Below are 16,005 nucleotides of genomic sequence, written 5' to 3' on the forward strand. Positions count from 1 at the left end.
CCAGCACCATGTCGATCGACGTCAACAACGAGTCCGGAACCGAGGTCGACGAGCAGGCGATCCTCGACATCGCCCGCTACGCGCTCGCGCGGATGCGCATCCACCCGCTCTCCGAGCTCTCGGTGATCGTCGTGGACGACGACGCCATGGAGCAGTTGCACATCCAGTGGATGGACCTGCCGGGGCCCACCGACGTCATGTCGTTCCCGATGGACGAGCTCAGGCCGCCCAGCAAGGACGACGACGAGCCCCCGCAGGGCCTCCTCGGCGACATCGTGCTGTGTCCCGAGGTCGCCAAGCGGCAGGGCGAGGAGGCCGAGACGCAGCACTCCATGGACGAGGAGCTCCAACTGCTCACCGTGCACGGAGTGCTGCACCTGCTCGGGTACGACCACGAGGAGCCTGACGAGAAGGCCGAGATGTTCGGTCTGCAGGCGGCCATCGTGGACGGCTGGCGGCAGGAGAAGGGGCTCACCGGTCCGTCCCCCGCGCCGACCGTCTCATGAGCCTGCCCCTCGTCTCCGGCGCGATCGCCCTGGTCGTCGTCGCCTGGCTCGCCGCCTGCGCGGAGGCGGGCCTCGCGCGCGTCTCCAGCTTCCGTGCCGAGGAAGCCGTACGCAACGGCCGGCGGGGCAGCGCCAAGCTCGCGCAGATCGCCGCCGACCCGACCCGCTATCTCAACGTGGCGCTGCTGGTGCGCGTCGCCTGCGAGATGGCGGCGGCGGCCCTGGTCACCTACGCCTGTCTCCAGGAGTTCCCGGGCACCACCCGCGCCCTGCTGGTCGCGATCGGGGTCATGGTGCTCGTGTCGTACGTGGCGGTGGGTGTCTCCCCGCGCACCATCGGGCGTCAGCATCCGCTCAACACGGCGACCGCGGCGGCGTACGTCCTGCTCCCGCTGGCCCGGATCATGGGCCCGATCCCGTCGTTGCTCATTCTCATCGGCAACGCGCTCACCCCCGGCAAGGGCTTCCGCCGGGGCCCGTTCGCCTCCGAGGCGGAGCTGCGCGCGCTGGTCGACCTCGCCGAGAAGGAGTCCCTGATCGAGGACGACGAGCGCCGGATGGTGCACTCGGTCTTCGAACTGGGTGACACGCTGGTGCGGGAGGTCATGGTGCCGCGCACCGACCTCGTCGTGATCGAGCGCTACAAGACGATCCGTCAGGCGCTGACCCTCGCGCTGCGTTCGGGTTTCTCGCGCATCCCCGTGTCCGGGGAGAGCGAGGACGACATCGTGGGGATCGTGTATCTGAAGGACCTGGTCCGCAAGACGCACATCAGCCGGGACGCGGAGAGCGAGCTGGTGTCCACGGCCATGCGGCCCGCGGCCTTCGTGCCCGACACCAAGAACGCCGGTGACCTGTTGCGCGAGATGCAGCAGGACCGCAACCACGTCGCCGTCGTGATCGACGAGTACGGCGGCACGGCCGGCATCGTCACCATCGAGGACATCCTGGAGGAGATCGTCGGTGAGATCACCGACGAGTACGACCGTGAACTGCCGCCGGTGGAGGACCTCGGCGACGACCGTCACCGGGTCACCGCCCGCCTCGACATCACCGACCTGGGCGAGCTGTACGGGCTCGACGAGTACGACGACGAGGACGTGGAGACCGTCGGGGGGCTGCTGGCGAAGGCGCTGGGCCGCGTTCCCATCGCCGGGGCGTCCGCGGTCGTCGAGCTTCCGGACGGGCGGGAACTGCGGCTGACCGCCGAGGCCGCCGCCGGGCGCCGGAACAAGATCGTGACGGTCCTTGTGGAGCCGGTGGGCGCCCTCGAACCCGCCGAAGAGGAGAAGGTGTCCGAGTGACCCCCCAGGAGCTGCGCGCCCTGTGCCTGTCCTTCAACGAGACCGTGGAGGACTTCCCCTTCCGTCCGGAGGTCTCCGTCTTCAAGGTGCTGGGCAAGCTCTTCGCCCTGACCACGCTGGACGCGCGGCCCCTGACGGTCAACCTCAAGTGCGACCCGGAGGACGCGATTCGGCTGCGCGCCGACCATCCCGGGCTGATCGTTCCCGGCTTCCACATGAACAAGCGCCACTGGAACACCGTCACCGTCGACGGCGAGCTCCCGGACCGTCTGGTCCGGGAGCTCGTCGAGGACTCGTACGACCTGGTGGTGGCGGGTCTACCGCGCGCCGAGCGGCTCCGCCTCGACCGCCCCTGAGCGCACCCGCAGTCCCACCGCGACCAGTGCGGCCGCCGCCAGCACGACGACCGTGTCCAGGGCGAGGACCGTGTGGACGCCGGACAGCAGGTCGTCCGAGGTGGTGGCGAGGACGCCCAGCAGCGGGATGCCCACGGTGAGGCCGACCTGCTGGGTGGAGGTGACCAGGCCGGTGGCCAGGCCCTGCTCCTGGTCCGGGACGCCGGAGGTCACGGTGATGCCGTACGAGATGATCGCGCCGAGGTGGCACATGCTGGCCAGGGAGACGGCGGCCGTGGCGAGCCAGACGGACCAGTTCCCGGTGCCCAGGCCCAGCAGGGCGGCGATCAGGGTGCCCTGGCCGACGAGCGAGCCGACGAGTGTGCGGCGCGGGCCGAAGCGGCCGATGACCTTCGGGGCGTAGGTGCCGGCCACCGCCGACAGGACGCCCTGCACGCCGAAGACCAGGCCGGTCTCGAAGGCCGACAGGTGCAGGACCTCCTGGAGGTAGAGGGTCAGCACGAAGACGACCGTCGACATCATCGAGAAGGTGACCAGGCCGCCGATGTTGCCCCACGCCACTGTGCGGCGGCGCAGCATGGGCAGGGACACCAGGGGTTGTGCGGTACGGGACTCGATCGTGACGAAGGCGGCGAGGAGCAGCAGGCCGGCGATCAGGGTGACGAGGACGTCCGCACGGCCGAAGCCGTGGTCGGCGGCCGTCGAGAGGGCGTAGATCAGGGAGAGCAGGCCGCCGGTGACCGTGATCGCGCCGGGTACGTCCAGGCGGGGGCGGTACGGGGTGCGGGACTCGGGGAGCAGGCCGGGGGCCAGCGGGAGCACGATCAGGGCGAACAGGGAGAGCAGGCCCATCGTGGAGCGCCAGCCGAGGGCGTCGGTGAGGGTGCCGCCGGCCACCATGCCGACGGTGAAGCCGAGCGAGAGCAGGGTGCCGGAGATTCCCAGGGCACGGTCGCGGGCCGGGCCCTCGGGGAAGGTCGTGGTCAGCAGGGACATGCCGGTCGGCACGATGGCCGCCGCGCCCAGGCCCTGCAGGGCGCGTCCGGCGAGGAAGGACGCCGGGTTCCAGGCGAGGGTCGCGAGCACGGAGGCGGCGCCGAAGAGGGCCAGGCCCGTGAGGAACAGCTTCCGGCGTCCGTACAGGTCGCCGATGCGGCCGAACAGGAGCAGGAAGCCGCCGGACGGCAGTGCGAACGCCGTGATCGCCCACTGCAGGGCGGAGGGGCTCATGCCGAGGTCGGCGCCGAGGACGGGCAGGGCGACGTTCAGGACGGAGAAGTCCAGCGCGACCATGAACTGGGCGGCGCACAGGACGAACAGGACGAGCTTGTCGCGCGTCGACAGCCGGGGGGTGTCGAGCGCATCGGGGACGGGGTCTGTGGTGTCGATCGCCATGGGCAAGAGCCTGCGGGCGCCGGAATAGCCGTGGGGAGCCGCAAGTTGTGCTGGTGGTGGCACCACCAGGCAGCAGCGAGGGGGATGCGTTCGTGCCCGAGGTCGTACCCAAGAGTGAGCGGCACCGTGAGCTGCGGGAGTTCCTGATGAGCCGGCGGGCCCGGGTCTCGCCGGCCGAGGCCGGACTGCCGGACGGCGGGGCGCGGCGGCGGACGCCGGGGCTCAGGCGGGAGGAGGTCGCGGTGCTCGCCGGGGTGGGTGCCTCCTGGTACCAGTGGCTGGAGCAGGGGCGGGACATCTCGGTATCCCCGCAGGTGCTCGACTCCGTCGGGCGGGTGCTGCGGCTCAGCAACGCGGAGCGGCGGCACCTGTACGTCCTTGCCGGGCTGAACCCGCCCGCGCCGGAACCGGCCGCCGACCACGGGTGCGAGGGGCTGCGGCGGCTGATCGACGCGTGGATGCCGTATCCGGCGCACATCATGGACGCGTACTACAACTGCGTGCTGTACAACGACGCGGCGGGCTGGGTGCTCGGCATGCGGCCGGAGAACACCCAGAACTGTCTCGTCGACTTCTTCACGGACCCGCTGTACCGGTCGCGATCGCACAGCTGGGAACGGAACGCGCGCACGGTGGTCGCCCAGTTCCGGGCGGCCTCGTCCGCGCGGCCCGAGGACGAGGGCTTCCAGGAGGTGCTGGCCCGGGTGCGGGCGGCGAGCGCGGAGTTCACCGAGCTGTGGGAGCGGCGGGACATCGAGGACGCCGGAGTGATCCGCAAGGAGCTCGACCATCCGCTGGTCGGTCTGCTGTGCGTGGAGTCCACGGCGATGAAGGTACCGGCCCGCTCCGACCTGACGGTCGTCCTGCACACCCCACTGGACGAGGCGAACACAGCGGCCAAGCTGGAGTGGCTGGCGTCCCCGGAGGGGCGGCGGGGGGCGATGTATCCGGTGGCGGGGTGATGTGTCCGGTGACGGCGGACGGCGGCTGTCGGCCGTGTCTCCCGTGGCGGGCGGTGTGTTTGGCGGCGGACGGGTGACGGGGAGTGCTTCCGGAGGCTGGTGGGCCCCCGCGGTGCGCTGGTGGTGGCGGACCCTGGCTCGGTGGCCCCGTGAGTCGGCGGCCCGGTACTCCCATGATCCGGTGGCCCCATGATCCGGTGGCCCGGTGGCCCGGTGGCCCGGTGGCCCGGTGGCCCGGTGGCCCGGTGGCCCGGTGGCCCGGTGGCCCGGTGGCCCGGGCCCCCGCGCCCCGGCGGCCCCGTGATCCGGTGGCTCCGTGGCCCCGTGGCCCGGTGGTGGGCGGACCCGTGGCGTCGTCGATGTCGGTTCGGTTCGTATGCTCGGTTCCATGACCGACAACAGTGCGCTTGACCCCGAGGACCGCAAGATCGTCACCCTGGCCCGTTCGGCGCGGGCCCGTAACAGCGTGCCCGAGGGGGCGGCCGTACGGGACGACACCGGGCGGACGTACGTGGCCGGGACCGTCGAGCTGGCGTCGTTGAAGCTGAGCGCGCTGCAGACGGCGGTGGCCATGGCGGTGGCGTCCGGGGCGAAGGCCCTGGAGGCGGCGGCCGTGGTGACGGAGGCCGAATCGGCCTCCGAGCAGGACCTGGCCGCCGTCCGGGATCTGGGCGGGCCCGCGACTCCGGTGCTGGTGGCGGGGGTCGACGGCACCGTGCGCAGTACCGTGACCGCCGGCTGACCCCCCGGTGACGGTTGGCCGGAATTCCGGCTTGCCGTTCCTCGTCCCACGCGCATCAATGGAACCGGATATTCCGACGGACCGTCAGATTCCAGTTCACCCGGCGTCCCGCACCACGCCCCGTGAACGCCGACCGTCCGTCGGGATGCACCCCCCGTCCATCCCCACATGGCACTCCCCACCACGGGAAGGGAACCGGATTCCATGAAAGGCAAGCGCACAGGCACTGGTGCGGCACTGGCCGTCGGCACGCTCGCGGCCCTCGGGCTCGCGTTCGCCCCCACCGCCGCGGCCGTCACCCCGGACACCGCGACCATCGACGCGGACTGCGGCCTCTACGGCAGCGGCCAGGCCACCCTGACCGCGACCCAGGACGGCACCGCGGCCACCGTCACCGTCACCTCGGCGATCAACGCTCCGCTCGCACTCGACGAGGACTCGATCTCCTCGACGCTCACCTTCGTGAACGCGAACGGCGGCACCACCACCTTCTCCGGCACCGAGAACCCCGCCATCGCGGCCGGCGATCCTGTCACCGTCGGCCCGCTCAACGGCACCGTGGCCTCCGGCGACAGCCTGGAGTCGTACGGCGGTTCGCTCCAGATCGTCGTCTTCGGGATCACCGTCACCTGCACGGCGACCGGCCCGCAGTCGCCCGGACCTTTTGTGTTCGACTGATCCTCACGGCACGTCCCGTGGTTGCCGCAGGAACTGACAGAGCGTCAGGTTTCTGCGGCAACTCCATTGACTTCTCACGCGATCCACACATCAATGCCCCCTGTCGGCACAGGACTTCAGGAGCTTCCGGAGGGGGCACATCCATGGGTTCGACGACTCGAAGACGCCGTTTGGCGTCCTTTGTCGGGGCGACCGCGCTCGCGGTCACCGCGGGCGGCGCACTGGCCTGTCCGGCCGGTGCCGCCACCAACGTGGACTTCGCCACGCACTGCATCCCGCCCGCGGTCGCGGGCATCCCGCCGATCGACGGCACCACGACGGCCGCCATCGCCGTGGACAACACCAGCCCCAAGGTGGGCGACACCGTCACCGTGACCTACACGGTGGTCAAACCCGCCGCCAGCAACCCCACCGCCATCGCACTGCCGGCCGACATCATGACGCCGACCGGCAAGGTCACCCTCGGCGGGGCCCAGACTGGCGCCGTGACGGTCGCCGGACCGAAGAAGAACGACCCGGTGCCGGGCAACGGCGCCTTCCCGTCGTTCTCGATGACCGGCACCTTCAAGGTCACCTCACCCGGCGCGATCACCCTGTCGCCCGGCGACTACAACATCCACACCAGCTACATCCTCGAACTGGACACCCCCTGCACGGTGATCACCCCGCCCGCCCCGGTCTCCGAGACGGTCACCGCGACGGACGCGAACCCCGTCAACCAGCGGGACATCGCGCTGGGTTCGGCCTCCGGGAAGCCCGGTGACAGCGTCACGGTCACCGGCAGCAAGTTCACCCCCGGTGCGGCGGTCACCCTGGCCGGGCGGGCCGGCGCCGCCCAGACCGCGGACACCGCCACCGTCACCGCCGACTCCTCGGGCGCCTTCAGCGGATCGCTCGTCGTCAAGGACAAGACGACGACCGGTGTCGTGGCGTACGAGGGCAGTGCGTGGAGCGACGCCAAGGGAGCGGGACCGAAGGCGTACGTCGTCGTCGACGACACGCCCGTTCCCGCCGGCAGCCAGAAGGTCACCACCACGGTGAAGGCCGGCACGCTGTCCATGTCCCAGGCCGGGGACACCGTCAGCCTCTCGCCGGTGGACTACGGCAAGGGCGGGCCCTCGACCGGTGACCTGAACAAGGTGACCGTCAAGGACTTCCGCGGCGGACCCGCCGGCTGGTCACTCACCGGCAAGGTCACCGAGTTCACCGGACCCGGCGCCAAGATCGACGCCGGTGCGCTGAGCTGGAGTCCCACCTGTGCCACCAAGGCGGGCAGCCCGAGCACCTGCCAGGCCGGTTCCGCCGGCCCGGTCGGATCCTCGGGGGCTACTCTCGCGTCCACGCCCAACGCCGCGCTCACCGGCGGCGAGTTCACCGCGGGCGCCGGACTCTCCCTGAACGTACCGGCGTTCACGCCTCCCGGCACGTACTCCGGCGTTCTCACCCTCACGCTCAGCTGACCGGACGGGCGCCCGCACCCGCCCGTCCGTCCTTCTCGCACCCGTGGGGGTCCGCACCCATGCGCAAGCTGTACGTCCTTCTCCCGAGCCTTCTCCTCAGCCTGTTCCTCATCACGGCCGCCGCGCCCGCGTACGGCGCCGACAACGGCAGCTGGTCCGTGTACCCCGCCGCCTCGCAGATCGCCGCGCGACCCTACTTCTATCTCTCCGCCGACCCCGGGCAGCGCATCGACGACAAGATGGTCGTCAGCAACAAGACCGGTCGGCCGCTGACCTTCCGGCTCTACGCCGCCGACGCCTACAACACCGCCCGCGACGGCGGTTTCGCTGTGCGGACGGTCGCGGAGAAGCAGCGCGGGGTGGGGGCCTGGGCGAGGCCCGCGAAGTCCCGGGTGACCGTCCCCGCGCACGGCGATGTCACCGTGCCGTTCACGCTGTCGGTGCCCGAGGGCGCCGAACCGGGCGACCATCCCGGCGCGCTGGTGGCACTGGACGAACGGATCGACAAGGGCGACGGCGCGGTGGCACTCGGCGTCCAGCGGGCCGTCGCGGCCCGGATCTACCTTCGCGTCGGCGGGCCCACCGTCCCGGCGATCGCCGTCGAGGACGTCCACGTCAGCCATCACCAGCCGCTGGTACCGGGGTTGGGGGACAGCGGTGCGACGATCTCGTACACCCTGCGCAACACCGGCAACGTCACCCTGAACCCGAAGGTGGAGCTGCGGGCGACGGGACTGTTCGGGCGCACGCTGCTCGCCCGTGAACTCGCGCGGATCCCGGGGGAGTTGCTGCCCGGCCAGCGGGTGCGGCTGAGCGAGCCGTGGCGGGGCGCACCGCAACTCGACTGGGGCGACGTGAAGTTGACGGCGAGCGCGAAGGACACGCGGGAGTCGGCGAATGCGAGTTTCTTTGCCTTGCCGTGGTTGGTCGCCGTCGTTTTGTCGGTGGCGGTGATGGTGGGCGGGGGGTTGTGGGTTCGTTTGCGGGTGCGGACCGGTGGGGGCTGGTCGCGCCCCCCGGCGGAGCCGCACATCGATGCAGCCCCGCGCCCCTGAAAGCCCTCCCGCGCCCCTCGCTCTACAGCGCGTCCGGGCCGCGCTCACCCGTCCGCACCCGTACGACCGTCTCCACCGGCAGCGCCCACACCTTGCCGTCGCCGATCTTGCCCGTGTGGGCGGCCTTGACGATCGCGTCGATGACGGCGTCCGCGTCGGCGTCGCCGACGACGACCTCGATGCGGACCTTGGGGACCAGGTCGACCTGGTACTCGGCGCCCCGGTACACCTCGGTGTGGCCGCGTTGACGGCCGTAGCCGCTGGCCTCGGTCACGGTCAGGCCGTGGATGCCGATCTCCTGGAGCGCGGTCTTGACCTCGTCGAGGCGGTACGGCTTGACGATCGCGGTGATGAGCTTCATGCCTGGGTCTTGACCTTCTGGGCGTGGGGGACGGAGGACGCGCCGACCGGGGCACCATGGCCCAGGACGCCGTGATCGTATGCGGTCTCGGCGTGCACCGTAAGGTCCAGGCCGGTCTGCTCGTGCTCCTCGTCGGCCCGGAAGCCCAGCACCTTGTCGATCAGTTTCCCGATGCCGTACGTCACCAGGAAGGCGTACGCCCCTACGGCGAGCACGGCCACCAGCTGCTTGCCGAGCTGGGCGAGGCCGCCGCCGTAGAGCAGCCCCTCCGTGCCGCCGGTCATCTCCCGCACGGCGAACACGCCGATCAGGAGTGTGCCGATGACTCCGCCGACCAGGTGGACGCCGACGACGTCCAGCGAGTCGTCGTAGTTCAGCTTGAACTTCCAGCCCACGGCGTAGGAGCAGACGACACCGGCGGCGAGGCCGACGACGAGCGCGCCGAGGAGGGAGACCGAGCCGCAGGACGGGGTGATCGCGACCAGGCCCGCGACCGCGCCGGAGGCCGCGCCCAGGGTGGTGGGGTGGCCGTCGCGCTTCTGCTCGACGAAGAGCCAGCCGAGCAGGCCGGTGCAGCCGGCGGCGAGGGTGTTGAGGAAGGCGGCGGCGGCGAGGCCGTTGGCGCCGAGGGCCGAGCCCGCGTTGAAGCCGAACCAGCCGAACCAGAGGAGCCCGGCGCCGAGGACGACCATCGGGAGGTTGTGTGGGCGCATGGCGTCCTTCTTGAAGCCCAGACGCGGGCCGAGGACCAGCGCGAGGGCGAGACCGGAGGCGCCGGAGGTGATCTCGACGGGCAGACCGCCCGCGAAGTCGAGCGCGCCGAGCTTGTCCAGGACCCAGCCGCCCGGGCCCCACACCCAGTGTGCGACCGGAACGTATACCAGCAGTGCCCAGACCGGGACGAACACCAGCCACGCCCCGAACTTCGCGCGGTCCGCGATCGCGCCGCTGATCAGCGCCGCCGTGATGATCGCGAAGGTGAGCTGGAAGGTGGCGAAGAGGAGGGTGGGGACGGTGCCGTGGACGCTGTCGGGGCCGAGGCCGCTCATGCCGGCGTGCTCCAGGTCGCCGATCAGGCCGCCGAACGTGTCGTCGCCGAAGGCGAGGGAGTAGCCGGCGGCCAGCCACACCACGGTGACCAGGGCGATCGACACGAAGCTCATCATCAGCATGTTGAGGACGCTCTTCGTGCGGACCATGCCGCCGTAGAACAGGGCGAGCCCCGGGGTCATCAGCAGGACGAGGGCGGTGGCGGCGAGCAGCCAGGCGGTGTCGCCGGTGTCGATGCGTGCTGCTGCTTGTGCGGCGGCGAGGGGCATGGAGGTCTCCAACGAGGTGGGGGCTCGTCAGAGGGTCACCGGCGTGCGTTTCCGGTTGAGCACGCCGGTGTTTCCGTGATGTTTCATTGCGTGGAGGTTTCGGGAAGCTCACCGGAACGCGGGCGCTCGGGCGCTTGTACGGCGGGGCTCTGTGGATCAGGGAGAATGGGGCGCATGAGCGTTCGCAGTCAGTCATCCGAGCCGTCGGCCTCGTCGCAGGCACCCCACCGCGCCGGCTTCGCCTGTTTCGTGGGCCGCCCCAACGCGGGCAAGTCCACCCTCACGAACGCTCTCGTCGGGCAGAAGGTGGCGATCACCGCGAACCAGCCCCAGACGACGCGGCACACGGTACGGGGGATCGTGCACCGGCCCGAGGCCCAGCTGATCCTGGTCGACACCCCCGGGCTGCACAAGCCGCGCACGCTGCTGGGGGAGCGGCTGAACGACGTCGTACGCACCACGTGGGCCGAGGTCGACGTGATCGGGTTCTGTCTGCCGGCGAACGAGAAGCTCGGGCCCGGGGACCGATTCATCGCGAAGGAACTCGCGGGGATCAAGAAGTCCCCGAAGGTCGCGATCATCACGAAGACGGACCTCGTCGACTCCAAGACGCTGGCCGAGCAGCTGATCGCCGTCGACCAGCTCGGCAAGGAGCTGGGCATCGAGTGGGCGGAGATCGTCCCGGTCTCCGCGACCGCGAACAAGCAGGTCGACCTGCTGGCGGACCTGCTGGTCCCGATGCTTCCCGAGGGCCCGGCGCTCTACCCCGAGGGCGACCTCACGGACGAGCCCGAGCAGGTCATGATCGCCGAGCTGATCCGCGAGGCCGCGCTGGAGGGCGTCCGTGACGAACTCCCGCACTCCATCGCGGTGGTCGTCGAGGAGATGCTCCCCCGCGAGGACCGCCCCGCCGACAAGCCCCTCCTCGACATCCACGCCTTCGTCTACATCGAGCGCCCCAGCCAGAAGGGCATCATCATCGGCCCCAAGGGCAAGCGCCTGAAGGAGGTCGGCATCAAGAGCCGCAAGCAGATCGAGGCCCTCCTCGGCACACCCGTCTTCCTGGACCTCCACGTGAAGGTGGCGAAGGACTGGCAGCGGGATCCTCGGCAGTTGCGGAAGCTGGGGTTCTGAGCGGGGCGGGTGGGGGGTTGCGCGGGCGCCTTGCCTGAGGTCGGCATCGAGGGCCGCGGGCGGTTCGAGGTGTGTCGGGCACGCCGGGCGCGCGGCGGTAGTCGCATGTCGATGCAGCCTGGACCTCCACGTGAAGGTGGCGAAGGACTGGCAGCGGGATCCTCGGCAGTTGCGGAAGTTGGGGTTCTAGGAGCCTTTACGGGGTCGCCTCCTGCGGGGTCAGGTCCTGCAGCCCCACCACCCTGAGCAGTTGCAGTCGTTCGTAGGCCTCCGTTCCCGGGCGGGCCGTGTGGACGACCAGGAGGTGGTGGTGTTCGTGGCTGACCATGACCTCGCAGTCGAGTTCCAGCAGGCCCACCACGGGGTGGACGAAGCGTTTCGTCGCCCTGTTGCGCTGGGACACCTCGTGTTCGTCCCACAGGCGCGCGAACTCCTCGCTGGCCGACCGGAGTTCGGCGACCAGCGCGGTCGGTTCCGGATCGTCGGGGCGGGCCGCGGCCACCGCGCGCAGGGTGGCGACCTGGGTGCGCGCGTGCTCCGCGAGGTCCTCCTCGGGGAAGAGCGTGCGCGCCGCGGGGTCCAGGAAGAAGCGCCGGACCAGGTTGCGGTCGCGCCGCGGGCGGGACATCGCGTCGCCGACCAGTGCCTTCGCCATCGCGTTCTGCGCAAGCACCTCGCCGCAGTCATTCACCACCTGCGCCGGGGTGTCGTGCAGCCGGTCCAGGATCAGCAGCAGCCCCGGGCGGACGTGCGCCGACGCCGTCTCGCGGCGCGGGGGCTCCTCGCCGGTCAGGTGGAACAGATGGTCCTGCTCCACGTCGGTCAGGCGCAGTGCCCGGGCCAGCGCGGTCAGCATCTGACGGGACGGCCGGGGACCCCGGGACTGCTCCAGCCGCGTGTAGTAGTCCACCGACATCCCCGCCAGCTGCGCCACCTCCTCGCGGCGCAGCCCCGGCGTGCGGCGCCTGGCGCCCGGCGCCAGACCCACGTCGGACGGGTTCAGCCGGGCACGGCCACGGCGCAGGAAGTCGGCGAGTTCGGCTCGGTTCACCCCTCCAGCGTGCGTCACCCGGTCCGGCTTATCCAGGGTCTGCCGATCCCCCGATCAAGAGGTCTCTCCCGGTGCCCGCCCGGCCGTTCCACGCTGGTCCGGACGAAAGGAGCAGCACATGCTGACATTGGTGACAGGTACGACGGGACAGGTCGGCCGGCGCTTCGTACCGAGGCTGCTGGCGCAGTCCCGGCCCGGGGAGCGGGTACGGGTGCTGGTGCGGGACACGGCCCGCGGTGAGCCCTTCGCGGAACTCGGCGCCGAGGTCGTCGTAGGGGATCTCCGCGACACCGACGTGCTCGGCAAGGCCGTCGCCGGGGTGGACGCGGTCGTGAACGTCGCCGCGTCTTTCCGGGGCGTGCCGGACGAGGAGGCCTGGGCCGTCAACCGGGACGCGGCCGTGGAACTGGGCCGAGCCGCGGTGGCCTCCGGCGTTCGACGCTTCGTGCAGGTCAGCACCGGTCTTGTGTACGGCCGGGGGCGCGGGCGCCCGGTGACGGAGGAGGACGAGAGCCGGCCCGGCGGGTCCATGTGGGGTGCCTATCCCGCGTCCAAGGCTGAGGCCGAGCGGGAGCTGTTCGCGCTGGAGGGGCTCGACGTGCGGGTCGGGCGGCTGCCCTTCGTCTACGGCGAGGGGGATCCGCATCTCGCCCAGTCCCTGATGTGGGCGAAGAACTGGGCGTCGGCCCAGCGGCTGCACATGGGGCACCACGCGGATGTCGCCCAGGGGCTGTTGCGGATCCTGCACGCACCGGGGATCTCGGGGCGGGTGTACAACATCGCCGACGACGCGCCTGTGACGGCGGTGGAGTTGTATCAGCTCAACGGGGTGGAGATCCCGGGGGAGTTGTACGAGCGGGTCGATCCCGACCCGTGGCTGGTGATCATGTCCACGGAGAGGATTCGGCGGGAGCTGGGGTATCGGCCGGTGTATCCGTCGGTTTATGCGGCTCGGGAGGCCGGAGCGCTGTAACTCTGGGCCGGTTGTCGTCTGTGGGTCCGTTGTGGCTGGTCGCGCCCACGCGGCGGAGCCGCACATCGATACAGCCCCGCGCCCCTGGGGAGACCTAGTCGACGCCTCTGATACGGCCGACCAGTATCGCCCCCGCCAAACCCACCACCGCCGCCACCCCGTACAGGACCCGGTATCCCCCCAGGTGCGTGACGATCGGTGCGGCGATGGCGGGGGCGGCCACCTGGGGCAGCGAGTTGGCCACGTTGATGACGCCCAGGTCCTTGCCCCGGTCGAGAGCCGTCGGCAGGACGTCCGTCATCAGCGCGAAGTCGACCGACATGAACACCCCGAGGCCCACCCCCAGCAGCGCCGCCACGACGATCGCGCTCGGCCAGGTCTGCCACACGGCGAGCACTCCCGTGGCCACCGCCATCAGCACGCCGGACCAGCGCACGAACGGCTTGCGGCGGCCCACCCGGTCCGACCAGACACCGCCCACCACCACCGTGGCCAGCAGCGCCACGCTGTCCACCGCGGTCAGGATCAGCACGCCCCGCTCGGGGTCGTCGTAGTGCAGGCGGTCCCGCAGGTAGTACAGCAAATACAGCAGCACCAGCGCGTTGCTGAGGTTGATCAGGAAGCGGGTCAGCCAGGCCCAGGCGAAGTCCGGGTGGCGGCGCGGGCTCAGCCAGAAACCGCGCACGAACGACCGCCAGGACCAGGCGGGACGGTCCGCGGGCCGCAGTGTGAGATCCCGGTGGCGGAGCACGTACGGCAGGACGCCCGCCAGCGTGAACACCGCGCAGGCGGCATAGCCCGCCGCGATCCCGCCCGCCGCCGTCGCGAGCCCCGTGCCGACGACCGCGCCCAGGATCTGTGCCGCCCCGATCCAGCCGCCGACCGCGCCCCGCTGGAACCGCGGCACCCGGTCCGGGACGGCCGCCGTGACCGCCGCGAAGGACGCGTTCAGGGTCAGCTGGACCAGACACCAGCCCAGCGTCATGACCCACAGCCCGCCCGCCCCGGCGAGCACCAGCAGCGACAGCGCGCCACCCGCCGCACCGGCCACGATCCACGGGCTGCGGCGGCCCCAGCGGGCCGTGGTGCGGTCCGACAGCGCGCCGAAGAACGGGTTCGCCGCCAGGGACACCACCGCGGCCACCCCGGTCACCCAGGCCAGCAGGGTCTCCTTCGACATGCCGGTGCCGGGCGCGAAGTCCTCCGCCTGCCGGGCCAGCAGGATCTGCAGCGGGCCGTACCAGCCCACCCAGATCGCCACGTTGGCCAGCGAGAGGGACGCGGTCCAGCCCTTGCCGACGCGCTCGACGGGCTCCGAGAGGGCCGTGCTCACCGCTGTGTCCGGAGCAGCTCCCGGTACCACGCGTACGACGCCTTCGGGGTCCTGGCCAGCGTTTCGAAGTCGACGTGCACCAGCCCGAACCGGCGCGCGTACCCCTCAGCCCACTCGAAGTTGTCCATCAGCGACCACACGAAGTACCCGCGTACGTCCACGCCCGCCTCGACCGCCTTGTGGAGGGCCCGGATGTGGCCGTCCAGGTAGGAGATCCGGTCCTGGTCGTCGACGCCCTGGTAGGAGCAGCCGTTCTCGGTGATGACGACGGGCGGGAGACGGTCGCCGTAGCGCTCGTGGAAGGTGGTGAGGAGTTCGGTGAGTCCCTCGGGCACCACCGGCCAGCCGAAGTCCGTCACCGGGACGTTCTCGATCTCCTGGACGGAGAAGGGCAGTTCGGCCGGGATCGTCAGTCCGCCGAACTCGATGTCCTCGCCCTGCGGGGCGCCCACGCGGGTCGGGGCGTAGTAGTTGACGCCGTAGAAGTCGAGCGGCTCGCTGATGACCTTGAGGTCGGCGGCCACGTCGCCAGGCATCAACTCGCCCAGCCCTGAAGGGTATTCACCCAGCAGGACCGGCTCGGCGAACAGCCGGTTCAGCAGCAGGTCGTAGAAGTCCGCCGCCTCCAGATCCGGTTGCTCCCGGGAGGCCGGCCAGGTCGGGCCGTGCGAGTTGGCGATCCCGATGTCCGTGGCGCCGGCCGCGCGCAGGGCCTGGACGGCCAGGCCGTGGCCCAGGAGCTGGTGGTGGGCGGCGGGCAGCGCGTCGAACATCAGCTGCTTGCCCGGGGCGTGGGCGCCGAGGGCGTGGCCGAACAGGGTGTGTTCGGCGGGCTCGTTGAGAGTGATCCACTTCTTGACGCGGTCACCGAGCCGGTCGGCCACCAGGGACACGTACTCGGCGAACCGGGACGCCGTGTCCCGCTCCAGCCAGCCGCCCCCCTCCTGAAGCGTCACCGGCAGGTCCCAGTGGAAGAGCGTCGGGACGGGACGGACGCCCGCCGCGACCAGTTCGTCCACGAGACGGTCGTAGAAGTCGAGACCGCCCTCGGAGCGCACCCGCGGCCAGGAGATCGAGAAGCGGTACGCGTCCACGCCCAGGTCGGCCAGGAGGGAGACGTCCTCGCGGTAGCGGTGGTAGTGGTCGCAGGCCACCTCCGCCGTCGAGCCGTCCTTCACCCGTCCCGGTTCGGCCGTGAAGGTGTCCCACACGGACCGCTCGCGCTTGTCCGCCGCGCCCTCGACCTGATGGGCCGAGGTGGAGACGCCCCACAGGAAGCCGGCCGGGAACTGGGGGAGGGGATGCTCTTGAGTCGCCATGCGCCGGATCATCCGTACCGGCGGGTAGGGAAGTCAACGGGCAGGCGGGAACAAGCA

Annotated in this window: 16 protein-coding genes; 10 read left to right on the plus strand and 6 right to left on the minus strand. The window is 71.1% G+C overall.

What is annotated here, in order from left to right; genetic code table 11:
- The first annotated feature begins 8 nt into the window (after positions 1-8).
- From ybeY to ACZ39I_RS01715, 3 genes are read left to right on the plus strand one after another with little or no spacing between them, the layout of a single operon-like run.
- Positions 9-506 (plus strand): rRNA maturation RNase YbeY, encoded by a 498-nt coding sequence (gene ybeY, locus ACZ39I_RS01705; RefSeq protein ID WP_393599760.1) that lies wholly within the window; start codon positions 9-11, stop codon positions 504-506.
- The gene (locus tag ACZ39I_RS01710) at positions 503-1,810 is read left to right on the plus strand and encodes a hemolysin family protein (RefSeq protein ID WP_352383803.1); all 1,308 of its coding nucleotides are present in this window, start codon (positions 503-505) and stop codon (positions 1,808-1,810) included. Before ybeY ends, ACZ39I_RS01710 begins: the two co-directional genes overlap by 4 nt.
- Positions 1,807-2,166 (plus strand): MmcQ/YjbR family DNA-binding protein, encoded by a 360-nt coding sequence (locus tag ACZ39I_RS01715; protein WP_467241697.1) that lies wholly within the window; start codon positions 1,807-1,809, stop codon positions 2,164-2,166. The genes ACZ39I_RS01710 and ACZ39I_RS01715 overlap by 4 nt, the downstream gene beginning before the upstream one ends.
- Here ACZ39I_RS01715 and ACZ39I_RS01720 read toward each other — a convergent pair.
- A complete protein-coding gene (locus tag ACZ39I_RS01720; protein ID WP_467241699.1) occupies positions 2,128-3,561 on the minus strand; it encodes an MFS transporter in 1,434 nt (477 codons plus the stop codon). The genes ACZ39I_RS01715 and ACZ39I_RS01720 overlap by 39 nt on opposite strands.
- A 146-nt stretch (positions 3,562-3,707) precedes the next feature.
- Here ACZ39I_RS01720 and ACZ39I_RS01725 point away from each other — a divergent pair, with 146 nt between their 5' ends.
- The 5 genes from ACZ39I_RS01725 (at position 3,708) to ACZ39I_RS01745 (ending at position 8,458) form a co-directional block, all read left to right on the plus strand.
- Positions 3,708-4,523, plus strand: coding sequence for a helix-turn-helix transcriptional regulator (locus ACZ39I_RS01725; RefSeq protein WP_467243290.1), 816 nt, complete (start codon positions 3,708-3,710; stop codon positions 4,521-4,523).
- A 388-nt stretch (positions 4,524-4,911) separates the two neighbouring features.
- Positions 4,912-5,265: a cytidine deaminase gene (locus ACZ39I_RS01730; RefSeq protein ID WP_467241701.1), complete on the plus strand. Its 354-nt coding sequence runs from the start codon at positions 4,912-4,914 to the stop codon at positions 5,263-5,265.
- 204 nt (positions 5,266-5,469) lie between these two features.
- Positions 5,470-5,943 carry a hypothetical protein gene (locus ACZ39I_RS01735; protein ID WP_352383795.1) on the plus strand — a complete coding sequence of 158 codons (474 nt, stop codon included), beginning with the start codon at positions 5,470-5,472 and terminating at the stop codon, positions 5,941-5,943.
- Positions 5,944-6,086: 143 nt separating this feature from the next.
- Positions 6,087-7,403: a WxL domain-containing protein gene (locus tag ACZ39I_RS01740; RefSeq protein ID WP_467241704.1), complete on the plus strand. Its 1,317-nt coding sequence runs from the start codon at positions 6,087-6,089 to the stop codon at positions 7,401-7,403.
- A 59-nt stretch (positions 7,404-7,462) separates the two neighbouring features.
- Positions 7,463-8,458 carry a DUF916 domain-containing protein gene (locus ACZ39I_RS01745; protein ID WP_467241705.1) on the plus strand — a complete coding sequence of 332 codons (996 nt, stop codon included), beginning with the start codon at positions 7,463-7,465 and terminating at the stop codon, positions 8,456-8,458.
- A 22-nt stretch (positions 8,459-8,480) separates the two neighbouring features.
- Here ACZ39I_RS01745 and ACZ39I_RS01750 read toward each other — a convergent pair whose 3' ends face one another.
- Both ACZ39I_RS01750 and ACZ39I_RS01755 read right to left on the minus strand, forming a co-directional pair.
- Positions 8,481-8,819 carry a P-II family nitrogen regulator gene (locus tag ACZ39I_RS01750; protein WP_352383789.1) on the minus strand — a complete coding sequence of 113 codons (339 nt, stop codon included), beginning with the start codon at positions 8,817-8,819 and terminating at the stop codon, positions 8,481-8,483.
- A complete protein-coding gene (locus tag ACZ39I_RS01755) occupies positions 8,816-10,138 on the minus strand; it encodes an ammonium transporter (protein WP_467241707.1) in 1,323 nt (440 codons plus the stop codon). The genes ACZ39I_RS01750 and ACZ39I_RS01755 overlap by 4 nt, the downstream gene beginning before the upstream one ends.
- A 174-nt stretch (positions 10,139-10,312) precedes the next feature.
- Between ACZ39I_RS01755 and era the strand changes: the two genes are divergently transcribed.
- A complete protein-coding gene (gene era, locus ACZ39I_RS01760) occupies positions 10,313-11,272 on the plus strand; it encodes a GTPase Era (RefSeq protein WP_467241709.1) in 960 nt (319 codons plus the stop codon).
- Between the two features lie 196 nt (positions 11,273-11,468).
- Here the strand turns inward: era and ACZ39I_RS01765 are convergent, their stop codons facing one another.
- On the minus strand, positions 11,469-12,323 hold the full coding sequence (locus tag ACZ39I_RS01765) for a helix-turn-helix transcriptional regulator (RefSeq protein WP_467241710.1): 855 nt from the start codon (positions 12,321-12,323) through the stop codon (positions 11,469-11,471).
- A gap of 118 nt (positions 12,324-12,441) precedes the next feature.
- Here ACZ39I_RS01765 and ACZ39I_RS01770 point away from each other — a divergent pair, with 118 nt between their 5' ends.
- Entirely contained in the window at positions 12,442-13,296 is an 855-nt protein-coding gene (locus ACZ39I_RS01770; protein WP_467241711.1) for an NAD-dependent epimerase/dehydratase family protein, read from the plus strand.
- A gap of 94 nt (positions 13,297-13,390) precedes the next feature.
- Here ACZ39I_RS01770 and ACZ39I_RS01775 read toward each other — a convergent pair whose 3' ends face one another.
- The gene (locus ACZ39I_RS01775; RefSeq protein WP_467241713.1) at positions 13,391-14,629 is read right to left on the minus strand and encodes an MFS transporter; all 1,239 of its coding nucleotides are present in this window, start codon (positions 14,627-14,629) and stop codon (positions 13,391-13,393) included.
- The gene (locus ACZ39I_RS01780) at positions 14,626-15,948 is read right to left on the minus strand and encodes a GH1 family beta-glucosidase (RefSeq protein WP_467241715.1); all 1,323 of its coding nucleotides are present in this window, start codon (positions 15,946-15,948) and stop codon (positions 14,626-14,628) included. The genes ACZ39I_RS01775 and ACZ39I_RS01780 overlap by 4 nt, the downstream gene beginning before the upstream one ends.
- Positions 15,949-16,005 lie beyond the last annotated feature (57 nt).

This window comes from Streptomyces sp. NPDC024687 (assembly GCF_055559055.1).